The following is a 24,472-nucleotide window of genomic DNA, read 5'->3' on the forward strand; positions in this document are numbered from 1 at the left end:
CGGAAAGGTCTTTCGCAGATTTTTTGAAAAAATCTTCGGCGATCCAAGCCTAATCTGACACCAGAATACCAGAGGGAAGAAGTATGGCACCCCGATACCCGCGCGATTTCCGTGGCCATGGCCCGACGCCCCCCGATGCGCAATGGCCGGGCGGCGCGAAAATCGCCGTTTCCATCGTGCTGAACTATGAAGAGGGCGGCGAGAACTGCCTGCTGCATGGTGATGCGCAATCCGAGGCTTTCCTGTCCGACATCGCAGGTGCCCAGCCCTGGCCGGGGCAGCGGCACTGGAACATGGAATCGATCTACGATTACGGCGCCCGTGCCGGGTTCTGGCGGCTGCACCGGCTGTTCACCGGGCGGGACATCCCGGTCACCATCTATGGCGTCGCCACGGCTCTGGCGCGTGCGCCGGAACAGGTGGCCGCGATGCAGGCGGCTGGGTGGGAGATTGCCAGCCACGGGCTGAAATGGGTCGAGCACCGCGACATGCCCGAGGAGGAGGAGCGCCGCCAGATCGCCGAGGCGATCCGTCTGCATACCGAGGTGACGGGCAGCCGCCCGACCGGCTGGTATACCGGGCGTTGTTCGCTGAACACGGTGCGGCTGACCGCCGAGCAGGGGCTGGACTGGATTTCGGACACCTATGACGACGATCTGCCCTACTGGCTGGAAGCGGGCGACCGCGACCAGTTGGTCATCCCCTATACGCTTGAGGCGAACGACATGCGCTTCGCCACCGCGCCGGGCTACATCACAGGCGAGCAGTTCTTCCAGTATCTGAAAGACAGTTTCGACGTGCTTTATGCCGAAGGACAGGCGGGGGCGGCCAAGATGTTCTCGATCGGGCTGCATTGTCGGCTGATCGGGCGTCCGGGCAAGATTGCCGGTCTGATGCGCTTCCTCGATTACGCGCAATCGCATGAGGGCGTCTGGTTCCCGCGCCGTATCGACATTGCCGATCACTGGCGTAAAGCCCACCCCCACAAGCGGTTCGAACGGCCTTCGCAGATGGACCGCGCGCGTTTCGTGGCGCGTTTCGGTTCCATTTTCGAACATTCGCCGTGGATTGCTGAACGGGCGTATGAACTGGAACTCGGCCCCGCGCATGATAGCGCGGCGGGCCTGCACAATGCGCTGGCGCGGATGTTCCGCAGCGCCACGGCCGCCGAACGCATGGGCGTGCTGCGCGCCCACCCCGATCTGGCCGGCAAGCTGGCGCAGGCAAAGCGCCTGACCGAGGAAAGCACCGCCGAACAGGCCAGCGCCGCGCTGGATGCGCTGACCGATGCGGAACGCGCGGCTTTCGAGGCGCTGAATGCGGAATATACCGCCAAGCACGGTTTCCCCTTCATCATCGCCGTGCGCGACAACACCAAGGCCAGCATCCTCGCTGCCTTCCGCGCCCGCATCGCCAATGACACCGAGACCGAATTCGCCACCGCCTGCAAACAGGTGGAACGCATCGCCGAACTGCGGCTGAAGGACATTCTGCCATGACCGGCTATTACGCCCCCCCCGGCGGCCTGCCGCCGCAAACCGCGCTGATGACGCAGCGCGCGGTCTTTACCGAAGCCTATGCCTTCATTCCCAAAGGCTGCTTTTCCGACATCGTGACCAGCTATCTGCCGGGCTGGGACAAGACCCGGCTCTGGCTGATCGCGCGGCCGATGACCGGCTTTGCCGAAACCTTCAGCCAATATGTGATGGAGGTCGCGCCCGGTGGCGGGTCCGACGCGCCCGACCCGGAAACCGGCGCCGAACACTGGCTGTTCTTCACCGGCGGTCTGGCGACCCTGACCATCGGCGGAGAGGGGCATGAGATGGAGTCTGGTTCCTACGCCTATATCCCGCCCGGCACGCGCTGGACGCTGCTGGCGGAAGGCGGCGCACCGGCGCGCTTCCACTGGCTGCGCAAGCTCTATGAACCGGCGCCGGGCGTGGCCATGCCCGAGGCAATCGTGATCAATGAACGTGACGTGCCGGTGCGCTGGATGCCCGAGACGGGCGAACGCTGGGGCACCACCCGCTTTGTCGAACCCGAAGACCTGCGCCATGACGCGCATGTCAACATCGTCACTTTCCAGCCGGGCGGCGTGATCCCCTTCGAGGAAACGCATGTGATGGAACACGGGCTTTATGTGCTGGAGGGCAAGGCGGTCTACAAGCTCAATCAGGACTGGGTGGAGGTCGAGGCGGGCGATTTCATGTGGCTGCGCGCCTATTGTCCGCAGGCCTGTTATGCCGCCGGGCCGGGGCCGTTCCGCTATCTGCTTTACAAGGATGTGAACCGCCAGGCCAGGCTGCGTGGCCCAGGTGCCTTCGGCCGTTAGGGAAAGACCGACCATGTTGCAGATCCTCACCGAACCGCTGACCACTGACGCCTTCGCCCCCTTCGGCGATGTGTTGTCGGCCAGCGGTGCGCCGGACCGGATCATCAATCAGGGCTTCTGCGGCCGGTATCATGATCGCGCGCGACTGGATTTCGGCCCGGAGGCCCGCGCGGGCCTGTCGATCTTCAAGGCGGTGCCGCGCGCCTTTCCCTATACGCTCGATATGGTAGAGCGTCACCCGGACGGCAGTCAGGCCTTCATCCCGATGAGCGCCGATCCCTTCCTTGTCATCGTCGCCCCCGACGAAGGCGGCCATCCCGGTCGCCCGCGTGCTTTCGTCACCGACGGGGCGCAGGCGATCAACCTGCATCGCGGCACATGGCACGGGGTGCTGACGCCGCTGCATGAACCCGGCCTTTTCGCCGTGGTGGATCGCATCGGCACCACGCCCAACCTTGAGGAACACTGGTTCCCGGAACCCTATACCATCCACCCCGCGCCATAAGCGGGGCCTAACCGGACCGCGACCCCCGGGGGAGGCGCGGAGACGGCGCGAAAAACAACTCCCCCGCAGGAAAGGGATAGAATGGCCTCCTCAACTCCGCATCCGGTGGATGAAATCCTGCCGGCCCCGAAACTCCTCGGCCTCGGCTTCCAGCATGTGCTGGTGATGTATGCCGGGGCCGTGGCCGTGCCGCTGATCATCGGCCGTGCGCTGAAGCTTGACCCCGCCGATGTGGCCTTCCTCATCTCGGCCGATCTGTTCGTCTGCGGCATCGCCACCCTGATCCAGAGCCTTGGCGTCACCCAGTGGTTCGGCATCAGGCTGCCGGTGATGATGGGGGTGATCTTCGCCGCCGTCGGCCCGATGGTCGCCATGGCCAATGCCAATCCCGGCCCGGAAGGTGCGCGGGCGATCTTTGGCGCCATCATGGCGGCCGGAGTGATTTCCATGCTGATCGCGCCGCTGGTGTCGAAGATGCTGCGCTTCTTCCCGCCGGTGGTGACGGGGACGATCATCCTCGTGATCGGGGTCAGCCTGATGCGGATCGGCATCAACTGGATCTTCGGCAACCCGTTCGGCCCGACCGCGCCTTCCATCGTTGATCCGGCCCATGCCGAATGGCTGGCCGCGATGAAGGACGGCACCGCTGCCGCCGGACTGCCGCCTATGCCCGAGAAACTGGCCGCCGCCGCCAGCGTTCCGAACCCGGCCTATGCCCCTTTGGGCAATGTTGCCGTGTCGGCGGTGGTGCTGGTCTCGATCCTGATGATCGCGCGGTTTGCCAAGGGCTTCATCGCCAATATCTCGGTCCTGCTGGGCATCGTGATCGGCTGCGTGCTTGCCATTGCCATTGGCGCGATGAATTTCGACAAGGTGGCGAAGGCGGATGTCTTTGCTTTCATCACGCCCTTCCATTTCGGCATGCCAAGCTTTGATCCGGTGATGATCCTGACCATGGTTCTGGTGATGATCGTGGTGATGATCGAATCCACCGGCATGTTCCTCGCGCTGGGCGACATGACCGGGCGGCGCGTCGATCAGAAGGCGCTGGCCGCGGGCCTTCGCACCGATGGTCTGGGCACGCTGATCGGCGGCATCTTCAACACCTTCCCCTATACCTCGTTCAGTCAGAACGTGGGTCTCGTCGGCGTGACAGGCATCAAAAGCCGCTTCGTCTGCGTCGCGGGCGGCATCATCCTGATCGTGCTGGGCTTGCTGCCGAAGATGGGGGCACTGGTCGAATCGATCCCGACCATGGTGCTGGGCGGCGCGGGCCTCGTGATGTTCGGGATGGTGGCCGCGACTGGCGTGCGCATCCTCGCGGGCGTCAACTTCACCACCAACCGCAACAACCTGTTCGTGGTGGCGGTCAGCCTCGGCTTCGGGATGATCCCGCTGGTGGCGCCGAACTTCAAGCAATGGATGCCGCACGGCCTGCATCCGCTGATCGAAAGCGGCATCCTTCTGGCCTCCATTGCCGCCGTGGCGCTGAACGCCTTCTTCAACGGCGCCTCGGGCAGTGCCGAGGAGGCGAAGGCCGCCGCCAGCGTCGCCGATCACTGATCGCCGACATGCGCCTGTCGCCCCCGGCCTTGCCGCCGGGGGCGTTTTCATGTTCCGTAGCGCCATGACGCAGATGCCCGCCCCCGACGATCCGCTTGGCCCGATCCTGAACGTGCCCCCCCCGGCCCTGACCGAGGCGGAGTGTCTTGCGGCAGTTGCCGCACATTGGGGGATCGACGGCAGGCTGGAGCCGCTGACATCGGAGCGTGACCTGAATTTCCGCCTCCGCACGGGGCAGGGCGATTTCGTTCTGAAGGTGGTGAACGCGGCCGAGGATGCGGGTGTCACCGAATTCCAGACCCTCGCGCTCGACCATATCGCCGCGCGCGATCCCGGCCTGCCGGTGCCGCGCGCGATCCGCACCCGCGCGGGTGCGGCAAGTGTCTTGCTGGAAGGCGGCAACCGGATGCGGTTGCTCTCTTGGGTCGAGGGTGTGCCGATGCACCGTGCCGCGCCTTCAGCCGCGCTGCGGCGGGCGATGGGCACCATGGCCGCGGGCCTGACCCGCGCGCTGGAAGGCTTTGACCACCCCGCTGCCCGGCATGTGCTGCAATGGGACATCAAACACGCCAGTCGCCTGCGCCCGCTGTTGCCAGCCATCGCCGATGCGGATCTGCGCGCGCTTTGCACCCGCTGGCTCGACCGTTTTGATACGCATGTCGCGCCGCGCCTGCCTGGTCTGCCGTGGCAGGTGGTGCATGCCGATCTTAACCCGCATAACGTGCTGACCGTGCCCGACGATCCCGCCCGCATCTCCGGCGTGCTGGATTTCGGCGATATGGTTTTTACCCCGCGCATCTGCGATCTGGCGGTGGCTGCGGCCTATCAGCTTGACCCTGCCGATGCCGAAAGCTCGATTGCGCAGGTCGCTGAAGGCTGGGCCAGCATTCTGCCGCTGTCACCCGACGAGGCGGCGCTGCTGCGCGACCTGACCGCGATCCGCATGGTCACGACGCTGGCCATCACCAGCCACCGCGCCGCGCGGCAGCCCGGCAATGCCCCCTATATCCTGCGCAATTTCCCCGGCGCGCGGGCGGGTCTTCTGGCCCTGCCGTGCCCTGACTGACGAGGCCAGAATGACCCGCGAAACCATGCCCAATGCCTTCCGCCCCGGTGCGGTCGACCTGCCGCCCGAGGAAGCCGCGCTGGTCGCGCGCCGGCAGGCGGCGCTTGGCCCGGCTTATCGGCTGTTCTACGAACACCCGCTGCATCTGGTGCGGGGCGAGGGCGTCTGGCTGCACGATGCGCAGGGCCGCAAGTATCTGGATACCTACAACAATGTCGCCTCCTGCGGTCATTGCCATCCGCGTATCGTGGCCGCCATGGCCGATCAGGCGGCGCTTTTCGCCAGCCACACCCGATACCTGCACGACACCGTGCTGACCCTTGCCGAACGCCTGCTGGCCACCATGCCTGCGGCGCTGGGCCATATGATGTTCACCTGCACCGGGTCCGAGGCCAATGACCTCGCGCTGCGCATTGCGCGGGCACATACCGGGGGCACCGGCATCATCGTCACCGAAAACGCCTATCACGGCGTGACGCAGAATGTGGCCGAATTCTCGCCCTCGCTGGGGGCGGGGGTGCCGTTGGGCGCCCATGTCCGCGTGGTGCCGCCGCCCGATCCGCGCCGCCTTGGCCCTGACGTCGGCGCGGGCTTCGCGCAGGCCGTCCAGACAGCTATTGCCGATCTCGCCCGCCATGGCATCCGTCCCGCCGCGCTGATCGTCGACACCATCTTCTCGTCCGACGGCATTTTCGCCGACCCGCCCGGCAGCCTTGCCCCGGCCGTCGAGGCGATCCGCGCCGCCGGTGGCCTGTTCATCGCCGATGAGGTGCAGCCCGGCTTTGGCCGCACCGGCGCCGGGATGTGGGGCTTTGCCCGGCATGGCGTGGTGCCTGACATGGTGTCGATGGGCAAGCCGATGGGCAATGGCTACCCCGTCGCGGGCCTTGCCGTCCGGCCCGAGGTCGTCGCCGAATTCGCCGGCCATGCGCGTTATTTCAACACCTTCGGCGGCAATGCCGTCGCGGCTGCCGTCGCCAGTGCCGTGCTGGACGTGATCGAGGAGGAAGGCCTGATCGTAAACGCCCGCACCACCGGCGCGCTGTTCGCCGAAGGCCTGCAAAGCCTTGCCAAAGATCACGCGGCCCTGGGCGAGCTACGCGCGGCCGGCCTGTTCCTCGGCCTCGACATCGTGGCCGACGGCGCCCCCGATGCGGCCCGCGCGGCCCGCATCGTCAATGGCTTGCGCGACGAGGGCGTGCTGATCTCCGCCACCGGCCCGCAGGGCCATGTGCTGAAGATCCGCCCGCCGCTGACCTTCAGCCCCGAAAACGTGGCCTTCTTCCTCGACCGGATGGAGCGCGTGCTGCGCGGCCTCAGCTGAACTCCATTTGCTTCTTGCCAAAATACTCCGGGGTCCGGGGCAGCGCCCCGGTCCGCACCCTCCTGCCCACGCGCCTTCAGCCCATCAGCCGCGCGACATCCAGCATCCGGTTGGAAAAGCCCCATTCATTGTCATACCAGCCAAAGACCCGCAGCATCCCGCCGCGCGTAACGCGGGTTTCCGGGCAGGCCATGACAATGCTTTCCGCCCGCGCCCGCAGATCGGTGGACACCAGCGGCCGGTCGGTCGCCCCGATCACGCCGCCTGCTTCGCGGAAGGCCGCATTCACCGCCTCCACAGTCGCGGGGCGTTCGGTCATCACGCACAGATCCACCGCCGAAACGCTGGCCGTCGGCACCCGCACGGCCGAGCCTTCCAGCCGCCCCGCCAGATCGGGCAGCACCAGATCAACCAGCCGTTGCGCGGATGTCGTGGTGGGCACCATGCTCAGCGCCGCTGCGCGCGACCGCGCGAAATCGGCGGCGGGCGCGTCCACCGTGGGCTGGCTACCGGTATAGCAGTGGATGGTGGTCATTGACCCGGTGACGATGCCCCAATGCGCATGGATCAGCCGCGCCAGCGGCGCCAGCGCATTGGTGGTGCAGGAGGCGTTCGACACGATTGCCTGATCCGCCAGCGCCGCATCATTGGCGCCGAGAACCAGCGTCAGGTCGGCGGCTTTCGAGGGGCCGGAAATCAAGACCCGCCGCGCGCCGGCCTTCAAGCCGCGCTCCGCCACCTCGCGATTGTCGGCGCGGCCGGTGCATTCCATCACCAGATCGGCGCCGAACAGATCAAGGCTGGAAATGTCCGGCGTGCGGTGCAGCGGGATCGCGCGCCCGTCGATCACCAGCGCACCGGGCTCCAGCGCCACATGGCCGGGGTAGGGGCCAAAGACGCTGTCATATTCAAAGAGATAGGCGCACATTTCGGGGGCTGCGATGTCGTTGATCCCGACAATCTCGATCCCGGTTCCCGCGCCTTTTGCCCAGGCGCGCAGCACCGACCGCCCGATCCGGCCAAAACCGTTGATGAAGACTCGCATCCGCGCCTCCCGCCTGTTGCGGGCAGAGGATGAACACGCGGCGGGGCGGGATGCAAGGGGATCATTTGATCATATCTTGCATCCCGGCCTTGTGCCTTTCAGGCGCGTTCCAGCGCAATCAGGTGGTTGTCCCAGTTCAGCGCATGTTTCGCCAGTGGCCGGAAGCCTGCGGCATCCAGCGCCAGCACCGCGCCATTGCCGTCGGTGACGATGAATCCGCCCGGCCCGGCCGCGATGCCGCAGGCATCTGCGCGGCGGAAACTGGCCTTGAAGCGGCCGTCGGCGGCAAAGACCTGCACCGCCCCGCCGCGCGGCGAGGTAATGGCAATCTCGCCCGTCTTGGCGCTATGCGCGATGGACCCGGCGTAATTCTGCATGGTCAGCGCCTCGGTCTCGGGCACCGGACAGGCCGCCAGCGCGCCCTCTGCCCACAGCGCCAGAAGCGGCGGGGTCTCGGCTGCGTCGCCCTCCCACTGCATTGCGCAGGCGGCCCTGCCATCAGGCAAAAGCGCCAGATGGCGGGTGGAGTTCTGGTGCAGCCCCTCGGGCAGTTCGGCCCGCGCCATCAGGCTGCCATCGGGCGCGATGCGTGCGAGGTTCGGGCGCATCGTGTCAAGGTTCAGCTTGGTGCGGTCGGTCGGGTCAGTCTGGATGCCGCCATTGGCGACCAGAAGATCATCCGACATCGGCAGGCGGCGGATGTCATGCGGGCCGATGCCATGCGTCGGCATCTCGCCGATGCGCTGCCAGGTATCGCTGTCCCACAGGCCGATCCGGCCTTCTGAGCCTTCGGCGATCACCTCGGAGGTGTAAAGCACGGCGCCATCGGCAGAAAACGTGCCATGACCGTTGAACTGCCGTCCTTCGGGCGGGGTCAGCCGCGCAGTTTCGATCCCGCGGGCGCAGTCGATCACCAGTGCGAAGGTGCCGGGGCGGCGGGCGAAGGCCACGGCCAGCGGCCGTTCGGGATGGGCGGTGGCGGCATGACCGCGCGCGGGCATCGGCAGGCCGAACAGGCTTTCGCCCGCAACGGTCAACCCATGCAGCGCATAGCTGTCATCGGGCAGGCGCGCGGCGGCCAGATAGGCGGGGCTGCCCGCATCGGCCCAACTGAGCCGGGGTGTGGCAGCCGCAGCGGCGAGGGTCGCAAGGAAAGAACGGCGGTGCATCGGATCAATCCCCGTCGGCCGCGTTGAAGCCGATCGACGATCCCAGCGCGGGTGCCAGTTCCATCTGGGCTGCATCGGCAATGGCCTTGATGTTTTCTTCCAGAATCTCGGCCTTCAGCCACATCCCCGGATCGTCCAGCTTTGCCAGATCGACCTTGCCCACCTGATGCAGCGCGCGGTCAAAGGCGGCGTCGGTCTGCGGCAACGGATCGTGCAGCGCATGGGCCAGATCGCGCAACGCCAGTAGCGACCGGGTGATGTTATGCAGGCTGCGGCCCGAGGCCCGCGCTTCAGCGCGTTCAGGGCGGGGGCGGTCCAGTGTGCCCAGCGGGCGGCCCACCCGGCTGTCGGCATTGAACTCGATCCCGGTAATCAGCGCGGTGAAAAGCGCCTGTCGGGTCTCGTTCACGTCCAGATAACGGCCCTGTGGTCCGGGGGCTGTCAGCGTGGCAGCAAATCCGTCCCGCCATTCGGCATCTATCTCGGCCGCCATCCGCGCCAGATCCTGCGCGGTGGCATGGGTCAGGGCGCAGGCATAATCGCCTTCAGGCGTATCAGCGGGCCACAGCAGCCGTTCCAGCGCGAAGAATCCGCGGGCCGCGACAGAAAGTTCGGCCATGTGATCCGGGGTCAGGGTGGCGGGATCGGCAGCCTCCAGCAAGGCGCGTTGCTGTTTCTGGCCCAGCCCCTTGGGGTCGGGCCAGAAGGCTATGGCCAGCGCGCGGCCCTGATCCTCGACCGGGCCAAGCCGCAGATGCGCCACACCGAGCCATGCGTCGAACGCCGTGTTCCATGCGGCGCGCAGCGGTTCCGCCTCGCAGGTGTCCAGCGCGGCCAGCGCAGCCGTCGTTTCGGCGAAACGGGCATAGCCGGGCAGAGCGTGTTTCGTCACCGCCTCGGCCACATCGGCATGGGCGGGCAGGGCGGCGGTCAGCAGCAGGGCAGACAGGCAGAGACGGATCATCACAGGCTCTCCAGATAGGCGATGAGGGCCTCGCGGTCCCCGGTGGGAAGGTTGACGACTGTGTCGCGCGCGGCGCCAGCCTCGCCGCCGTGCCAGAGGATCGCCTCCAGCACCGAACGCGCGCGGCCATCATGCAGGAACTGGCTGTGGCCGGAAACCTGTTCGGTCAGCCCGATGCCCCATAGCGGTGCGGTGCGCCATTCGCGGCCGGTGGCGCGGCCTTCCGGGCGGTTGTCGGCCAGACCCTCACCCATGTCATGCAGCAACAGGTCGGTGAAGGGCCAGATCAGCTGGAAGCTTTGCTCCGGCTGGTTCTTCAGTCGGTTGGTCACGAACTTCGGCACATGGCAGGCGGCGCATTGCGCCTGATGGAAGATCTCTTTCCCGCGCAGGATTTGCGGATCGTCCAGCCCGCGCCGTTCCGGCACGGCAAGGTTGCGGGAATAGAAGGTCACCAGATCAAGGCTTTGCGCATCGACCTCCAGCCCGTCGCGGATACCCGGCTCCTGCCCGTGCGGCGCCTCGCGGCAAACGGTTTGCGCGGCGGTGCAATCGCCCCATGGATCGGGATGCAGCGGCGTCGAGAGGCCCATATCGCCTGCGAAGGCCCCGGCGCTTTGTTCCTTGATCGTCGGCGCACCGGCCTTGTGGCCGAAACGGCCCAGCATCGGTACGCCATATTCCGCACTCATCACGATATTCGGGCGGCCCGAGATGCCATCGCCATCAGCATCCTCTGGGTCGGCATGGGCAAGGATGTCAGCCGCCGGAATCGCCTCCAGCAGGCCGAGGCCGATCATCTGTGGCGCCACGCGCGGCGAAAGCTGGATGTCCGGGGCCAGCGGGCCGTTGGCGGGGGCCTCGAAGCGATAGGTCGGGTGGCGCAGGGAAACCACGGCGCCATCGGCCAGCGTCACCGGCTCTTCGCGCCAGTCGATGCCCATGCGTCCCTCGGGCGTCAGGCCGGGGGCGGCGAAATCCTGCAACTGGCCGCCATAGGTGGGTTCGGGGCTTGTGGCGATATAATCGGCGATGGCAGGCACCGGATCGCCGCCGGGCACCGACAGCCGCAGGAAGATCGACACCCGCGGCTCGTCCGCGCCCTCGGGTGTATGGCCGCGACCGTCCTTGATATGGCAGTCCTGACAGGCGCGGGCGTTGTAGAATGGCCCCAGCCCGTCGCTGGCCTTGGTGGACGAAGGCGCCGCAACCCATGTCTTGCGGAACAGCCCGTTGCCCAGCTTGAAATCCATCTCGCGGCCGAAGGGCATGTTTTCCGAGCTTTGCGAAAAGGCATCGGCGGTGGCGATGGCGCGGGTGGTCGCGGCGCCGCCGGGTTTTGCCTCGAACTTCTCGGGCGCACTGAAATCGGTGGGGGGCGCAAGCACGCGGGCGATGCGGGCGGCTTCGGCCGGAGTGCGCGGGAGGACGGGCAGGTGCCGGTCGTCAAGCGTCTGGGCCATGGCGGGGGCTGCAAGCAGAAGTGCAGCCGTGAAAGCGAGGCGGTAGGTCATGTGAGTGCCGATGCGTCAGGGCGTATCCCGAGTTTTTTTATCGGGAGTTTTTGCTGCGCGCAATGCGGTGTTTTCACACGGCACCGCGTCAAGCCTCTGACGCTGACACTTTCCTGTGAAGGGGCGGGGCCTGTAGGCCCCGCCTGCCGCTCATTCCGCCTGACTGGCCGGTTTGGCGTTCAGCAGCCCGTATTTCTCTTCTCCCAGTTTCTCGTAAAGGCCAAGCTGGGTTTCAAGGAAGTCAATATGGCCTTCCTCGTCGGCGATCAGCGCATCGAACAGGGCGCGGCTGACGAAATCACCCACCGCATCGCAATGCTTGCGCGCCTCGATATACAGGGTGCGGGCGTCATGTTCGCCCGCCAGATCGCATTCGAGTGTTTCCTTCACGGTCTGCCCGATGCGCAGGGGATCGAGCTTTTGCAGGTTCGGATGGCCTTCAAGGAAGATGATCCGCGCGATCAGACGGTCGGCGTGGTGCATTTCCTCGATGCTTTCGGCCCGCGACTTGTCGGCCAGATGGCCGAAGCCCCAATCTTCCTGAAGCCGGTAATGCAACCAATACTGGCTGACAGCCGTCAGTTCCGACCGCAGCGCGGCATTGAGATATTCGATGACCTTTGCGTCGCCTTTCATGGGGTTTCCTCTTCGTTGCGCGGGGAATTGCAGCCCCGACGGGCTTCGTCTGCGGGAAATGGTAGGTTACACCCCGCTGGCTGTCCATGGGGCGGCGGGATGATTTTAGAATCATTCTAATAACCTGCGAAGATCAGCCGATCCGTCGCTGACGCATCGCGGTCAGCACAGGCGGGTGGGCGGGTTTGTCGGCCACGCCGAAACTGCCGCAAGTGCGCATCGTCTCCAGCAGCAGCGGCATGCAGCCGCCGCAATCGGCGCGTTTGCCAAGGGCATGATAGATCTTGCCCGGCGTCACGATGGTTTCGGGATCGGCGGCGCGCATCCAGTCCACGGCGGCGCGGATCTCGTGATCGGTGATGTTCATGCAGTGGCAGATGATCATGGCGGCCTCGCCCGGAAAGGGGAGGGCGCGGCGGGGAAGCCGCGCCCCTTGGGGTCACTGGAAGACAGAGTCGGGATTGTCGAGGCTGTCGGAGCCTTCGAATTCGGTGCCCGCGATGCCCAGAAGCCGCACAACGCGCTCGATCGAGGCGGTCTGGGTCACCAGTGCATCGACCGCGCCCATGATCAGCGCCTCGCCCTTCTTGTCGCCCGGAGCGAGCATCTGGTCATAGGCAAAACCGCCCTCGGCCGCCACCTTGACCGCGCCCAAGGCCTCGACCGAGGCGTCGAGCCGCGCCCGCAGTTCGGTATCCAGCGCGCCATCCTTTTCCGCCACCAGTTCCGACAGCGAGGGGCCAGAGACGGTGCTGCCGTCAGGGCGGGTATAGCTGGCAAGATAGACGTTCCGGATGCCGACACCATCATAGTAGTGGCTGTTATGGGTGTTGTCCGAGAAGCAATCATGCTCTTCCTCGGGGTCGTTCAGCATCAGGCCCAGCTTTATCCGCTCGCCCGCCAGCTCGCCATAAGACAGAGAGCCCATGCCCATCAGAATGGCCTGCACCCCCTTGGCCGGATCGTCGGTCACGACGGCACGCGCGGCACCACCCTCGGCCCAGTTGCCCGCCATTTCCTCCAGATCCGCCACCAGAAGGTCCGTCGCGGCTTTCAGATAGGCACCCCGCCGGTCGCAATTGCCGCCGGTGCAGCCGTCGCCGACAAGGTAATCGGTGTAGGGGCGGTTGCCCGCACCCGGCCCGGTGCCGTTCAGGTCCTGCCCCCAGAGCATGAATTCGATGGCGTGATAGCCCGAGGCGACATTGGCCTCGATCCCGTCGGCTTCGTGCAGGGTTTCCTTGATCAGCGCGGGGGTGATCGCGGTTGCGTCCACTTCGGTGCTGCCGATGCTGAAGTTCGGTGTGGCGATGACGTTCAGCGTGGACAGCGGGTTTTCCTCGGACTGGCCATACCCCGGATCGACATAGTCGATCAGCCCCTCGTCCAGCGGCCAGGCATTCACCCGGCCCTCCCAGTCATCCACGACAGGGTTGCCGAAGCGGAAGGCCTCGGTCTGCTGATAGGGCACGCGGGCGGCAAGCCAGGCCTCGCGCGCGGCCTGGAGCGTGGCCTCCGACGGGGCGGCAATCAGCGCATCCACCGATGTTTGCAGCGCCTTCGCGGTGGCAAGGCTGTCGCCATAGCCTGCCTGCGCAATATCGGCATAGGTCTTGACGACCTCGGCTTCGGTCACCGCGAAGGCGGGCATCGCGGCGGTCGAGAGGAGGGCGGGCAGAAGGATGCGTTTCATTCCGGGGTCCGTTATTTGGTGAGGATCAGTTTTCCCGCCCGCGTGATGCGCAGCGAATAGACCTGACCGTGCAGCACGATCCGCGCCAGATTGCCGCCCGCTGTCAGGGCAAGGGCATCATGGCTGGGTGTGGTGTCGGTGGGCAGGGACATCAGGGTGCGGGGATCGACTTGCATGTTCATCGAGGCATCTCCATCCGGTCGAAAAGGGCCATGAGGTCCGACGACGTGGGGATCAGCCCGTTCAACGACTGGCGGATCAGTTCGATCACCAGCGGTTCGGGTCTGGGTTCGGCCAAAGGGCCGGGGACATTCGCTTTCATCTGGACCTCGGGTGTTGCAGCGGTCTGCGCAGGGCATCCGGGCTGACCCGAGGGGGTTGGCTTGGATGCTGTTAAGGTGACAAAATGACTCGGCTTTGTAAAGTCTGATTCTTTCACTTGGTTTTTCGGTCGCCCGAAACGGCCGGGACGCGCGCTCTGCTTCTGGCTGTTGCAAGCTTGCACTATCGCGCGGCGGATGATGTTGCTACGAATGGTGCAGGCTGGGGGGCCGGGTTACGGACAAGACATGAAACAGGCACTCCTTGCCGCAGCACTCGCGGCCTTTTCACTTTTCGGACATTCCGCCACCGCGCAGGAGCGTGTGACCCTTGGTTTCGCGCGGATCTTCAACAATGACGCGATCGGTGACACCAAAGACCGCTGGCGCACGGGGTCTTACAGCGTCAGCCGCTTCCGCGCGGATCGCTGGGATGGCAGCCTGCCCGCAACGTTTGGCGAATTGCTGGAAGTGCGGCTGCGCGCCGAGATCATTGCACCGGAATCGCTGACCAATCCGACCCCGGACCGCCGCTATGTCGGCGTCATCGCTCCGGGTATCGCCACGCATTTCGACATGGGTGGCTTTGAAACCCGCGTTGGCATGGAGCTGGTCATCACCGGACCGCAGACCGGCGTCGGGCGCTTTCAGCGCGAGATTCACAAGATGTTCGGCTTCGACCGGCCGACCGTGCTGGACAGCCAGATCCCCGACGGTTTCCACCCGACTCTGGAGGCCGAGATCGGCCGCACTTTCACCCTGTCTGACCGTCTGACAGTGCGCCCCTTTGTCGAGGCGCAGGCCGGGGTGGAAAGCTTCGTCCGCGTGGGCGGCGATATGGTGCTGGGCGATTTCGGACGCGGCGGGCTGTTCGCGCGCGATGCGGTGACCGGCCAGCGCGCACTGGGGATTGAGCGTGACGTGGCGCAGGGCTTCAGCCTGACGCTGGGCGGCGATGTGGCGCGGATGTTCGACAGCCAGTATCTGCCGTCCGGTGGTAGCGCCGCTCTGGCTGACAGCCGCAGCCGGTTGCGGGCGGGCGTCCACTGGCAGGGCAAGCGCGCCGCCGCCTTCTATGGCGTCACCTGGCTGGGCAAGGAATATGATACCCAGCCCGAAGGGCAGGTCGTCGGTTCCATGCGTGTGAACCTCCGCTTCTAACTGTTCGCATATACTCGGAAATATGCGTTTAACGGGCGGATTGTTGCCGATTTGACATAGCCAAGGCTGATTCGGCCTGTTAACCTGTTTGCATAAAAATAAAACGAGCAGGCAGACAGGCATGAAAACGGGCTCTCGGGGCACGTTCGTCATTTCTTGGTCGCAGACAGAAACAGATGGCATCCGGGCTGCCACGCCCGAAATGCTGGCGGTGGGCGCCTCCTGGCGCTGGACCGGCGCGCCGGTGCGGGTGGATGGCCCGCAGTCGGTGCTTGTTCTGGATGCGGCCGAGAACATGGCCGACATCCGCAAACGTGCGGCGCGCATGGTGCGCCGCCTGATCGGCGCATCGCTGAGCGCCAGCCTGGAGGAACGCGCGGCGCATCTTGCGGCGCCGGATGACGCGGATACCGACCCTGAACAGGGGATCGTGGTGACCGACGGGCTGCAATCGTGGTGCGTCACGCTGATTTCCGTGCCCGATACCGGCAGCACGCTGGCCATGTTCGTGGACGACCTTCCCCCGGCCGACCGCGATCTGTGGGTGGTGCGGACCTCGATTGACCGGACGCAATCCGGGGCAGCGGCGCGGCAGGCGTCCGGGGTGATCTGTTTTACCCCCGATACCCGCATTGCCACGCCCGATGGCCCGCGCCTGATCCAGCACCTGCGCCCCGGCGACCGGGTGCAGACCCGCGACAATGGCGCGCAGGAGATCCTCTGGACCGGCAGCCGCCGGATGACCGGCGCCCGGCTTTATGCCATGCCGCATCTGCGGCCGGTGCGCTTTCGCGCGGGGGCCTTCGGCACTGGCCGACCCGAGGATGACCTGCTGGTCTCGCCCCAGCACCGGATGCTGGTTAAGGGAGCCGCAGCACGGGCATTGTTCAACAGCGACGAGGTTCTGGTGGCCGCCGCGGATCTGCTGAACGATCACAGCGTCCTGGTGGATCACGCATTGCGCGAGGTGACCTATGTGCATCTGCTGCTGGAGGGGCATAACATCGTCTTTGCCAACGGGATGGAGACGGAAAGCTTCCATCCGGCCAATACCGCGCTGGAAACGCTCAGCCCGGACAGCCGTGCCAGCCTGCTGGCGCTGATGCCCGAGGTGGAGGCCAATCCCGAACGCTATGGCGACTATGCAAGGCGCAACCTTTCCGCCTCGGAGGCCGCGATTCTGCGGCATGACATGGCGGCGTGATCCGCGCCTGTTGACAGCCCCGTTTTGCGCTGTATAAGCGCCCGGTCCCGCAAGCGATTGCGGGGCTTTTCATTGGTGTTGGTGGCCCCCGCAAGGGGATGCCTGTCGCCCCTGAAACCCGCAAGGGCAAGGGGGAAAGGACAACGCCCTTCTCGCCCGACGCCTAGACGGGCCGGCAACGACAGATCGGAAACCGCGCGGCATCTGCTGCCCGAGATCCGAGGTGTGGGAACCGGATTTCGGACAGGCCAAGGGAGCCAACAAAGAAGGAGATCAGCGATGACCAAACGCACCGCTGCCAAGTACAAGATCGACCGCCGCATGGGCGAGAACATCTGGGGCCGTTCCAAATCCCCGATCAACAAGCGCGAATACGGTCCGGGCCAGCACGGCCAGCGCCGCAAGGGCAAGCTGTCCGACTTCGGCACCCAGCTGCGCGCCAAGCAGAAGCTGAAAGGTTACTACGGCGACCTGACCGAAAAGCAGTTCCGCCGCATCTATGCCGAAGCCGAGCGTGTGAAGGGCGACACGGGTGAAAACCTCGTCGGCCTGCTGGAGCGTCGTCTGGACGCGATCGTATATCGCGCCAAGTTCGTGCCGACCGTCTTTGCCGCCCGCCAGTTCGTGAACCACGGCCATGTGACCGTGAACGGCCAGCGCGTGAACATCGCGTCGTATCGCTGCAAGGAAGGCGATGTGATCGAAGTGCGTCAGAAGTCCAAGCAACTGGCCGTTGTGCTGGAAGCCGTGGCGCTGACCGAGCGTGACGTGCCGGACTATCTGGAAGTGGATCACTCGAAGATGACCGCGAAATTCGTGCGCACCCCGGCCCTGTCGGACGTGCCCTATCCGGTCGTGATGGAGCCGAACCTCGTCGTCGAATACTACGCGAAGAACTGATCCTTCGCGGGACTTGTGCTTGGGAAGGGCCTGCCGCGCGCAGGCCCTTTTCTTTTGTGCCTGCCATCCCTATCTCGCGCGCGGGGCAGGAGAAAAACGGGACAGGAAACCGCGCATGACGACCGACAAGAATTCGCTTGAGGCCAAGTTCGAACAGGGGCTGTTCGCCTCGCGCTGGCTGATGGCGCCAATGTATCTGGGGCTGGTCATCAGCCTCGCCATGCTGACCATCGTCTTCACCAAAGAGTTGGTTTATTACGCAGCCAAGACCTTCACGCTGACGGCAGATCAGGCGATTCTGGCCATTCTGACGCTGATTGACCTGTCGCTGGCGGCCAATCTTCTGCTGATCGTGCTGTTCTCGGGCTATGAGAATTTCGTGTCCAAGCTGGATCTGGGCGATGCCCGCGACCGGCCAAGCTGGATGGGCAAGGTCGATTTTTCGGGGCTGAAGATGAAGCTGATCGCCTCGATCGTGGCGATTTCCGGTATCCATCTGCTGAAGGTGTTCATGGAGATCGGCAAAAGCGCGGGCACGGGGCTGGATACCGACAAGCTGTTCTGGCTGGTGACGATTCACCTGACCTTTGTGGTCTCTGGCGTGCTGCTGGCGCTGATGGACTGGCTCGCCGCCCGCACTTCAAAGCACTGAACCCGGCATCGGGGGCCGCGAAGGCGGCCCTTTCGTCCCGAAGGACGCATATCGCGCTGGCATTGCTTTCTGCCGCCCGCTAAACCCGGTCGGCAGACAATGGAGCCAGCGATGAACGACGCCATCCGCCCGCAACCCGGTATCATGGATATTGCCCTTTACCAAGGCGGCAAGGCCCATGTGTCTGGCGTGGCCAATGTGGTGAAACTCAGCTCGAACGAAAACCCGTTCGGGCCTTCGGACAAGACGAAAGAGGCTTTCGCCAAGTCGGTGCATCAGCTTCACCGTTATCCGTCCACCGATCACGCTGCGCTGCGTCAGGCGATTGCCGATACACACCGTCTGGATGCCGGGCGCATCATCTGCGGCGTCGGCTCGGACGAGATCATCCATTTCCTGTGCCAGGCCTATGCCGGGCCGGGGGATGAGGTGCTTTATACCGAGCACGGCTTCCTGATGTACAAAATCTCGGCCATGGCGGCAGGGGCCACCCCGGTCGAGGTGGCGGAGCGCGAGCGCACCACCGATGTCGATGCGCTGTTGGCGGCTTGCACGAAACGCACGAAGCTTGTGTTCATCGCCAATCCGAACAACCCCACCGGCACGATGATCTCGGCGGGCGAGGTGGCGCGGCTGGCGCGTGGCCTGCCGCCGCAGGCCATTCTTGTGCTGGACGGCGCCTATGCCGAATATGTCGAAGGTTTCGACGCCGGGCTGAGCCTTGTCGAGGCGATGCAGAACGTCGTGATGACGCGGACCTTTTCAAAGATCTACGGTCTGGGCGGGTTGCGCATCGGCTGGGGCTATGGTCCGCAGGCGATCATCGACGTGCTGAACCGCATCCGTGGCCCGTTCAACCTGTCGAATACCCAGCTTGAAACCGCCGAGGCGGCGGTGCGCGATCAGGATTACGTTGCCAAGTGCCGGGCCGAGAATGCACGGCTGCGGCACTGGCTGGCCGAAGCACTGGCCGAGGTCGGCGTGCCTTCGGATACCTCGATGGCGAATTTCGTGCTGGCGCGCTTTGCCAGCACCGAAGAGGCCGAGGCCTGCGATGAATTCCTGCAAGGGCAGGGGCTGATTGTGCGGCGTGTGGCCTCCTACAACCTGCCGCATTGCCTGCGCATCACCGTGGGGGACGAGGCATCGTGCCGCCGGATCGCGCATGCGGTGGGGCAGTTCAAGGGGCTGAAATGACAGCCCCCATCTACAACCGGGTGGCGCTGATCGGGCTGGGGCTGATCGCCTCGTCCATGGCGCATGCGATGAAGGCCGGTCGATTGGCGGCCGAGATCGTGGGTTACGCCAAATCCGCCGAAAGCCGCGCCACGGCGCTGGAGATCGGCTTTATCGACCGCGCCGCCGCCACGGCGGCCGAGGCGGTGGAAGGTGCCGATCTGGTGGTGCTGGCGGTGCCGGTGGGTGCTATGGGCGCCATCGCGGCCGAGATCGGCCCGCATCTTTCCCCCGGCGCGACGGTGACCGATGTCGGCTCTGTGAAACAGGCGGTGATTGACGCCGTGCGCCCGCATATCCCCGAGGATGTGCATTTCATCCCCGGTCACCCTATGGCGGGGACCGAATATTCCGGTCCGCGTTCGGGCTTCGCTACGCTGTTTCGCAACCGCTGGTGGTTGCTGACCCCGCTGGAGGGGCATGACCCCGTGGCGCTGGCGCGCTTTCGGTCGCTGGTCGAAGGATTCGGCGCCAAGGTCGATACGATGGATGCGCCGCATCACGATGTGGTGCTGGCGGTCGTCAGCCATACGCCGCACCTGATCGCCTATACGATGGTGGGTGTGGCCGATGACCTTGCCCGCGTTACCGACAGCGAGGTGATCCAGTATTCGGCGGCGGGTTTCCGCGACTTTACGCGGATTGCCGCCAGTGACCCGACCATGTGGCGCGATGTGTTCTTGACGAACAAGGATGCCACGTTGGAAATACTCGGACGGTTCACCGAAGAGCTTTTCGCGCTGCAACGGGCGATCCGTCTGGGGGATGGCGATCATCTGCACGCCTATTTCACCCGGACGCGCGCGATCCGTCGGGGAATTATCGAGGCGGGGCAGGATACGTCCGCGCCGGATTTCGGGCGGGGTCAACCGCCCTCGGGGGGACGGGACGGATGAAACGCACGCTGGCGCTGGCTTTGGCTTTTGCGGCTATTGCCCATGGGGCAGGGGCCGAGGGGCTGAAATCTTCGCCGCTGCCGAAACCGCGCCCCGTGGCTGCCGTTCCCACGGATCTGGTGACCACCGTTTCCACAGCCAATGCTATCAGCCCTCTGGCGCTGTTCCGGCCCAGACCGCGCCCCGTGGTGCTGGCCGTGCCGGAACCGCAGCCCGAAGCCGCGCCGCAACTGGCGCAGGCACCCGCCGTCGCGCCGATGCTGCGCCCCCGCGCCCGCCCGGCCGGATTGGTGAAGGGGCAGGCCGTTATCGAGAAAGCCGCACTGGTGCGGGTGCCGCAGGACAAGAAAAGCCTGCGCGGCAAGAAGGGCTCGGTCTGTGGTGACCCCGATATTCGCGGTGAGGTGCTGGCCCCCGTCGTCAGCCGCGTCAAGGGCTGCGGCATCGCCGACCCGGTGAAGGTGACCAGCATCTCCGGCGTGAAATTCAGCCAGCCCGCGACCATTACCTGCGATACCGCCAAGGCCGCCAAGAAATGGATCGAGCGGGGCTTGCAGCCGCAGTTCGGCAAGACCCCGGTGGTGCAGTTGCAGATCGCCGGCAGCTATTCCTGCCGCCCGCGCAACAGCATCCGCGGCAACAAGATCAGCGAACATGGCAAGGGGCGGGCGCTGGACATTGGCGGTCTGGTGCTGGCCAACGGCACCCGGATCAACGTCGCCGGTGGCTATTACAAATCCAAGGGCATGAAGGCGGCGCACAAGGCAGCCTGCGGCATCTTCGGCACCACGCTAGGCCCCGGATCAGACGGGCATCACGAAGATCACCTGCATTTCGACGTCGCGCGCTATCGCAGCGGCGCCTATTGCCGCTGATCCTCAGCGTTCGGTCAGCTTCAATTCGATCCGCCGGTTCTGCGCCCGATCTTCCGCACTGTCGCCGGGTGCCACCGGCTGCCATTCGCCAAAGCCGGTTGCGGCCAGACGGTTGGGCGGGAAGCCCAGCGTATCCTGCATGAAACGCACCACCGACAGGGCGCGCGCCTGGCTCAGTTCCCAGTTGTCCTTGAATTCGCCCTGACCGGACAGCGGCACATTGTCAGTGTGGCCGTCAACGCGGATGATCCAGTCGATGCCCTGCGGAATATCGGCCGCGATCTCGTTCAGCGTCTGCACCACGCCTGCGATCTGGCGTCGCCCCTCCGGGGCCAGATCGGCGGAACCGGGGTTGAACAGCACCTCGGACGAAAAGACGAAACGGTCGCCTACGATACGCACACCCTCGCGCCCGGCCAGAACCTGCCGCAACTGGCCGAAGAATTCTGACCGGAATTTCTCCAGATCCAGCTTCTCAGCCTCCAGCCGCTTGCGTTCTGCCTCTTCCAGTTCCGCCCGCCGCTTCTGTTCCGCCGCAACCTGCGCCAAAGCGGAGTTGAGCTGACCGCCAAGGTTTTCCAACTGCACCTTGGCCTCGGCATCGCGGGATTCCGCCGCGTCCAGCAGGGCCTGAAGGCTGCCCAGTTGCGTGCGCAGCGCCGCGATCTGTTCGTTCAGCAGGGCAACGCGGCGCTCGGCCTCGGCCGATTTGCCTTCCTGCTCGGCCAGCAAGGCACGCGCGGTGGCCAGCGCATCGGCCTTTTCCGCTTCCACCCCCTGTGCCGCAGCTAGCAGGGTCAAGGTTTCTTCGGCCTTCCTGCGCTGTTCTTCCAGTGCAAGGGTCATGGCGGTCAACTCGGTATCCGAGGATTTCAGCTTGTCGCGCAATTCCGCCAGCGCGGCCTGATCGACCAGCCGCGCGGCCTCGGCGTCAGTCAGCTTTGTGGCCGTTTCGGCATTCTCGGTCCGCAGCTTGGCGGCCAGCGCCTCCACTGCATCTGCACGGGCGGCGGCAAGGCGGGCGGCCTCTGTCTGGGCATCCACCTCCTCGCGCGCTTTCGCCAGCGCGAGGTTCAGCGCTTCCTGTTCCGTCATCAGTTTCGCCTGCGCCGCCTTCAGATCCTCGACCGAGGCGGTCAGTGCCGCAGCCTCGCCCCGTGCGGCATCGCGTTCGGCCAGAAGGCTCGCCACCTGCGCCTCGAACGAGGCGATGCGGCCCTGCGCCTGTGCGAGCTGGCTTTCCTTGTCGGAAATCTGGCTGGTCAGCGAGGCGATCAGGCTTTCCTGCTCCGCCCCCTTGGCCAGCGCGGCATTGAGGTTCGAGCGCAGCCCGCCGATTTCGGCCTGCAAGCCATCGGCCCGTGCACGTTCCAGACCCAGCGCATCGGCCAGTTGCGCCACCTGCGCGGACAGCGCGTTCAACTCATTGTCCTGGGTCGAGATTTCCTGTCGCAGCACCGATTGCATGACGGTGAAGATGGTCAGCACGAACATCAGCACCATCAAAAGCGTCGTCACTGCATCGACGAAGCCGGGCCAGATCATCCCGTCGCCCGACCGCACAGACCCGCGCCGCGACAGTGCCATGATCTACCCCCGTGCCCGCAGAAGTTGCCGCACCGCTTGCGTCAGCGCGCCCAGATCCCCGCGCAGGTCGGCAATGGTTTCCTGCCGGCCGGCAGAGATTTCCTCAAGGATGCGCAGCAGTTGCACGTCGATCGAGCGCAGCCGCATCCGGCTTTCAGCATCGACATGCGCGCCCCCGGTTTCCGAGGTCAGCGCGGCGACGATGCGGTCCTGCCCCTCGGCGATGCGGGTCAGCACGGCGGTCTGGGTGCTTTCCTCCTCCAGCCGCGCGGCAAGGCGCGCGACGGCGGCAGACAGATCGCCCAGCCGTTCATCCGCGAGCGTCCGGCTGACATCGGACTGGGTGAACAGCATCTGAAGGCTTTCGATCTGTTCGCCCAGATGATCCAGCACCTGCGCCAGCGCGCCCATGCCGCCGGTGTCGCCCTCGGCACCATCCAGCCCGATGCGGGTGATCGAGGATAGCCATTCCTCCAGTTCACGGTAGAAGCGGTTCTGGCCATGGCCTGCGAACAATTCCAGCAGCCCGATGACCAGCGATCCGGCAAGGCCAAGCAGCGACGAGGAAAACGCCGTGCCCATGCCGCCAAGCTGCGATTCCAGCCCGCCCATCAGCTTGCCGAAAATCTCCATACTGCCTTCGCCTTCCTGCGGGGCGAGCGAGCGGATGGTTTCGACAATGGCGGGAACGGTGGTGGCGAGGCCATAGAACGTGCCCAGAAGGCCAAGGAAAATCAGCAGGTTGGCCAGATAACGGGTGATGTCGCGCGCCTCGTCGATCCGCGTTGCCACGGAATCGAGGATGGAGCGGGAGGAGCTGGCCGAAATCTGCATCCGGGCCGTGCGCGGCCCCAGCAATGCGGCCAGTGGCGCAAGGATACGCGGTGCGGCACCGGGTTCTGCACCGGGGCGATCCTGCACGAAAGTATCCAGCCAGTTGACCGATTGCACCAATTGCCAGACCTGCCAGAAACAGGTCAGCACCCCCAGCAGGAACACGGCGGCAATAAATCCGTTCAGCAGCGGGTTGGAGGCGAAGATCCCGCGCAGGGTGGGCAGCATCACCCAGGCGCCTGCTGCGACTAGGCCGGTCACGATCAGCATCAGCACGACCTGCCGGATCGGCTGGGCGAAGACGGGCGCGGCGCTCGGGGCTACTCGGGTCATGCCTCGGTTCCTTTCCCGGTTGGCCCGGGCTGTGCGGTTTTCCGGGGCAGGATAAGGGCAGGGCGCCGCGCTGCCAAGCACTTAGGCGGTCAGATCACGCACCCGTTGCGACAGCCATTCCAGATCGGGGTCGGCAATTCCCAGATCGGCCAGATGCTGTGCGGTGTTCCACAGGTAATCCCGGTTCGGCCCGCGACCTCCGGTGGCATGGGCGATGATGCGCGCCTGTTCCTCCAGCGCCAGCCCGCCGCAATATTGAATGTGGTCGGGGTCGATCACATAGGTCAGACAGTCGAAACTGTCGCCGCCGCAGTGCACCGGCACATGGGTTTCCAGATAGGCCGAGGAAATCAGCTCGCGTTCGCGCAGTGCGGCAAGCGTGTCCGCCTCGGCGCCTTCTGCCACCCGAAAGGCCACGCCCATGCAGTATGCGTCTTCCGCCCGGTCCAGCGCCAGCACCAGACCCGGCTCCGCCTCGCTGCCGCGATGATGGATCGAGCGCATGCAGAAGCTGCGATGCCATCCCTCCGCCCGCGCGATGCGTTGTTCGGCCACCGGAAAGCCGGGATGCCAGATCAACGAACCGTAACCAAATACCCACATCTCTGGCTCTCCTTCCGTTGTCTGGTGTAGACGGAGGGAGAGGCAAGGGAAAGGGGCGGC

The 24,472-nt window shown here is 65.4% G+C and carries 25 protein-coding genes; 14 read left to right on the top strand and 11 right to left on the bottom strand.

Features of this window, described 5'->3' with window-relative positions; all coding sequences use genetic code 11:
- Positions 1–83: 83 nt before the first annotated feature.
- The 6 genes from puuE to D2N39_RS09425 all read left to right on the top strand — a co-directional run bounded on the left by puuE (position 84) and on the right by D2N39_RS09425 (position 6,790).
- Entirely contained in the window at positions 84–1,499 is a 1,416-nt protein-coding gene (gene puuE, locus D2N39_RS09400) for an allantoinase PuuE (protein WP_119134526.1), read from the top strand.
- Entirely contained in the window at positions 1,496–2,332 is an 837-nt protein-coding gene (locus tag D2N39_RS09405) for a bifunctional allantoicase/(S)-ureidoglycine aminohydrolase (protein ID WP_119134527.1), read from the top strand. The genes puuE and D2N39_RS09405 overlap by 4 nt, the downstream gene beginning before the upstream one ends.
- Before the next feature lie 13 nt (positions 2,333–2,345).
- On the top strand, positions 2,346–2,837 hold the full coding sequence (locus tag D2N39_RS09410; RefSeq protein ID WP_119134528.1) for an ureidoglycolate lyase: 492 nt from the start codon (positions 2,346–2,348) through the stop codon (positions 2,835–2,837).
- A gap of 81 nt (positions 2,838–2,918) precedes the next feature.
- Entirely contained in the window at positions 2,919–4,400 is a 1,482-nt protein-coding gene (locus D2N39_RS09415; RefSeq protein WP_119134529.1) for a nucleobase:cation symporter-2 family protein, read from the top strand.
- A gap of 49 nt (positions 4,401–4,449) precedes the next feature.
- Complete coding sequence (locus D2N39_RS09420; RefSeq protein WP_233557102.1) at positions 4,450–5,466, top strand: phosphotransferase; 1,017 nt, start codon at positions 4,450–4,452, stop codon at positions 5,464–5,466.
- 10 nt (positions 5,467–5,476) lie between these two features.
- Positions 5,477–6,790: an aspartate aminotransferase family protein gene (locus D2N39_RS09425; protein WP_119134530.1), complete on the top strand. Its 1,314-nt coding sequence runs from the start codon at positions 5,477–5,479 to the stop codon at positions 6,788–6,790.
- Between the two features lie 76 nt (positions 6,791–6,866).
- On the opposite strand, the gene D2N39_RS09430 is transcribed toward D2N39_RS09425, so the two are convergent.
- The 8 genes from D2N39_RS09430 to hemP all read right to left on the bottom strand — a co-directional run bounded on the left by D2N39_RS09430 (position 6,867) and on the right by hemP (position 13,993).
- Positions 6,867–7,835, bottom strand: a complete 969-nt coding sequence (locus D2N39_RS09430) for a type I glyceraldehyde-3-phosphate dehydrogenase (protein ID WP_119134531.1) — start codon at positions 7,833–7,835, stop codon at positions 6,867–6,869.
- Positions 7,836–7,933: 98 nt separating this feature from the next.
- Complete coding sequence (locus D2N39_RS09435; protein ID WP_119134532.1) at positions 7,934–9,004, bottom strand: DUF1513 domain-containing protein; 1,071 nt, start codon at positions 9,002–9,004, stop codon at positions 7,934–7,936.
- A 4-nt stretch (positions 9,005–9,008) separates the two neighbouring features.
- Positions 9,009–9,968 (bottom strand): imelysin family protein, encoded by a 960-nt coding sequence (locus D2N39_RS09440; protein WP_119134533.1) that lies wholly within the window; start codon positions 9,966–9,968, stop codon positions 9,009–9,011.
- Complete coding sequence (locus D2N39_RS09445) at positions 9,968–11,482, bottom strand: di-heme oxidoreductase family protein (RefSeq protein ID WP_119134534.1); 1,515 nt, start codon at positions 11,480–11,482, stop codon at positions 9,968–9,970. The genes D2N39_RS09440 and D2N39_RS09445 overlap by 1 nt, the downstream gene beginning before the upstream one ends.
- A gap of 150 nt (positions 11,483–11,632) precedes the next feature.
- Entirely contained in the window at positions 11,633–12,118 is a 486-nt protein-coding gene (bfr, locus tag D2N39_RS09450) for a bacterioferritin (protein WP_119134535.1), read from the bottom strand.
- A 133-nt stretch (positions 12,119–12,251) separates the two neighbouring features.
- Positions 12,252–12,503: a (2Fe-2S)-binding protein gene (locus D2N39_RS09455; protein WP_119134536.1), complete on the bottom strand. Its 252-nt coding sequence runs from the start codon at positions 12,501–12,503 to the stop codon at positions 12,252–12,254.
- 54 nt (positions 12,504–12,557) lie between these two features.
- Entirely contained in the window at positions 12,558–13,811 is a 1,254-nt protein-coding gene (locus D2N39_RS09460) for an imelysin family protein (RefSeq protein ID WP_119134537.1), read from the bottom strand.
- Between the two features lie 11 nt (positions 13,812–13,822).
- A complete protein-coding gene (gene hemP, locus D2N39_RS09465) occupies positions 13,823–13,993 on the bottom strand; it encodes a hemin uptake protein HemP (protein ID WP_407645548.1) in 171 nt (56 codons plus the stop codon).
- A gap of 30 nt (positions 13,994–14,023) precedes the next feature.
- Between hemP and D2N39_RS22845 the strand changes: the two genes are divergently transcribed.
- From D2N39_RS22845 to D2N39_RS09500, 8 genes are all read left to right on the top strand, one after another.
- Positions 14,024–14,179: a hypothetical protein gene (locus tag D2N39_RS22845; protein ID WP_158589798.1), complete on the top strand. Its 156-nt coding sequence runs from the start codon at positions 14,024–14,026 to the stop codon at positions 14,177–14,179.
- A 201-nt stretch (positions 14,180–14,380) separates the two neighbouring features.
- On the top strand, positions 14,381–15,292 hold the full coding sequence (locus tag D2N39_RS09470; protein WP_158589799.1) for a lipid A-modifier LpxR family protein: 912 nt from the start codon (positions 14,381–14,383) through the stop codon (positions 15,290–15,292).
- 121 nt (positions 15,293–15,413) lie between these two features.
- Positions 15,414–16,496, top strand: a complete 1,083-nt coding sequence (locus D2N39_RS09475) for a Hint domain-containing protein (protein WP_119134539.1) — start codon at positions 15,414–15,416, stop codon at positions 16,494–16,496.
- 279 nt (positions 16,497–16,775) lie between these two features.
- Positions 16,776–17,396, top strand: coding sequence for a 30S ribosomal protein S4 (gene rpsD, locus D2N39_RS09480; RefSeq protein ID WP_119134540.1), 621 nt, complete (start codon positions 16,776–16,778; stop codon positions 17,394–17,396).
- Between the two features lie 115 nt (positions 17,397–17,511).
- Positions 17,512–18,048: a TIGR00645 family protein gene (locus tag D2N39_RS09485; protein WP_119134541.1), complete on the top strand. Its 537-nt coding sequence runs from the start codon at positions 17,512–17,514 to the stop codon at positions 18,046–18,048.
- Positions 18,049–18,159: 111 nt separating this feature from the next.
- A complete protein-coding gene (gene hisC / locus D2N39_RS09490; protein ID WP_119134542.1) occupies positions 18,160–19,245 on the top strand; it encodes a histidinol-phosphate transaminase in 1,086 nt (361 codons plus the stop codon).
- Positions 19,242–20,180 carry a prephenate/arogenate dehydrogenase family protein gene (locus D2N39_RS09495; protein ID WP_119134543.1) on the top strand — a complete coding sequence of 313 codons (939 nt, stop codon included), beginning with the start codon at positions 19,242–19,244 and terminating at the stop codon, positions 20,178–20,180. Before hisC ends, D2N39_RS09495 begins: the two co-directional genes overlap by 4 nt.
- Positions 20,177–21,055, top strand: coding sequence for an extensin-like domain-containing protein (locus D2N39_RS09500; protein WP_119134544.1), 879 nt, complete (start codon positions 20,177–20,179; stop codon positions 21,053–21,055). The genes D2N39_RS09495 and D2N39_RS09500 overlap by 4 nt, the downstream gene beginning before the upstream one ends.
- 3 nt (positions 21,056–21,058) lie before the next feature.
- On the opposite strand, the gene D2N39_RS09505 is transcribed toward D2N39_RS09500, so the two are convergent.
- The 3 genes from D2N39_RS09505 to D2N39_RS09515 form a co-directional block, all read right to left on the bottom strand.
- Positions 21,059–22,642: a peptidoglycan -binding protein gene (locus D2N39_RS09505; RefSeq protein WP_119134545.1), complete on the bottom strand. Its 1,584-nt coding sequence runs from the start codon at positions 22,640–22,642 to the stop codon at positions 21,059–21,061.
- Between the two features lie 3 nt (positions 22,643–22,645).
- A complete protein-coding gene (locus D2N39_RS09510; protein WP_119134546.1) occupies positions 22,646–23,809 on the bottom strand; it encodes a biopolymer transporter ExbB in 1,164 nt (387 codons plus the stop codon).
- A gap of 81 nt (positions 23,810–23,890) precedes the next feature.
- Entirely contained in the window at positions 23,891–24,412 is a 522-nt protein-coding gene (locus D2N39_RS09515) for a gamma-glutamylcyclotransferase (RefSeq protein WP_119134547.1), read from the bottom strand.
- Between the last annotated feature and the right edge of the window lie 60 nt (positions 24,413–24,472).

Source organism: Gemmobacter lutimaris (assembly GCF_003570715.1).
GTDB classification, from domain to species: domain Bacteria; phylum Pseudomonadota; class Alphaproteobacteria; order Rhodobacterales; family Rhodobacteraceae; genus Gemmobacter; species Gemmobacter lutimaris.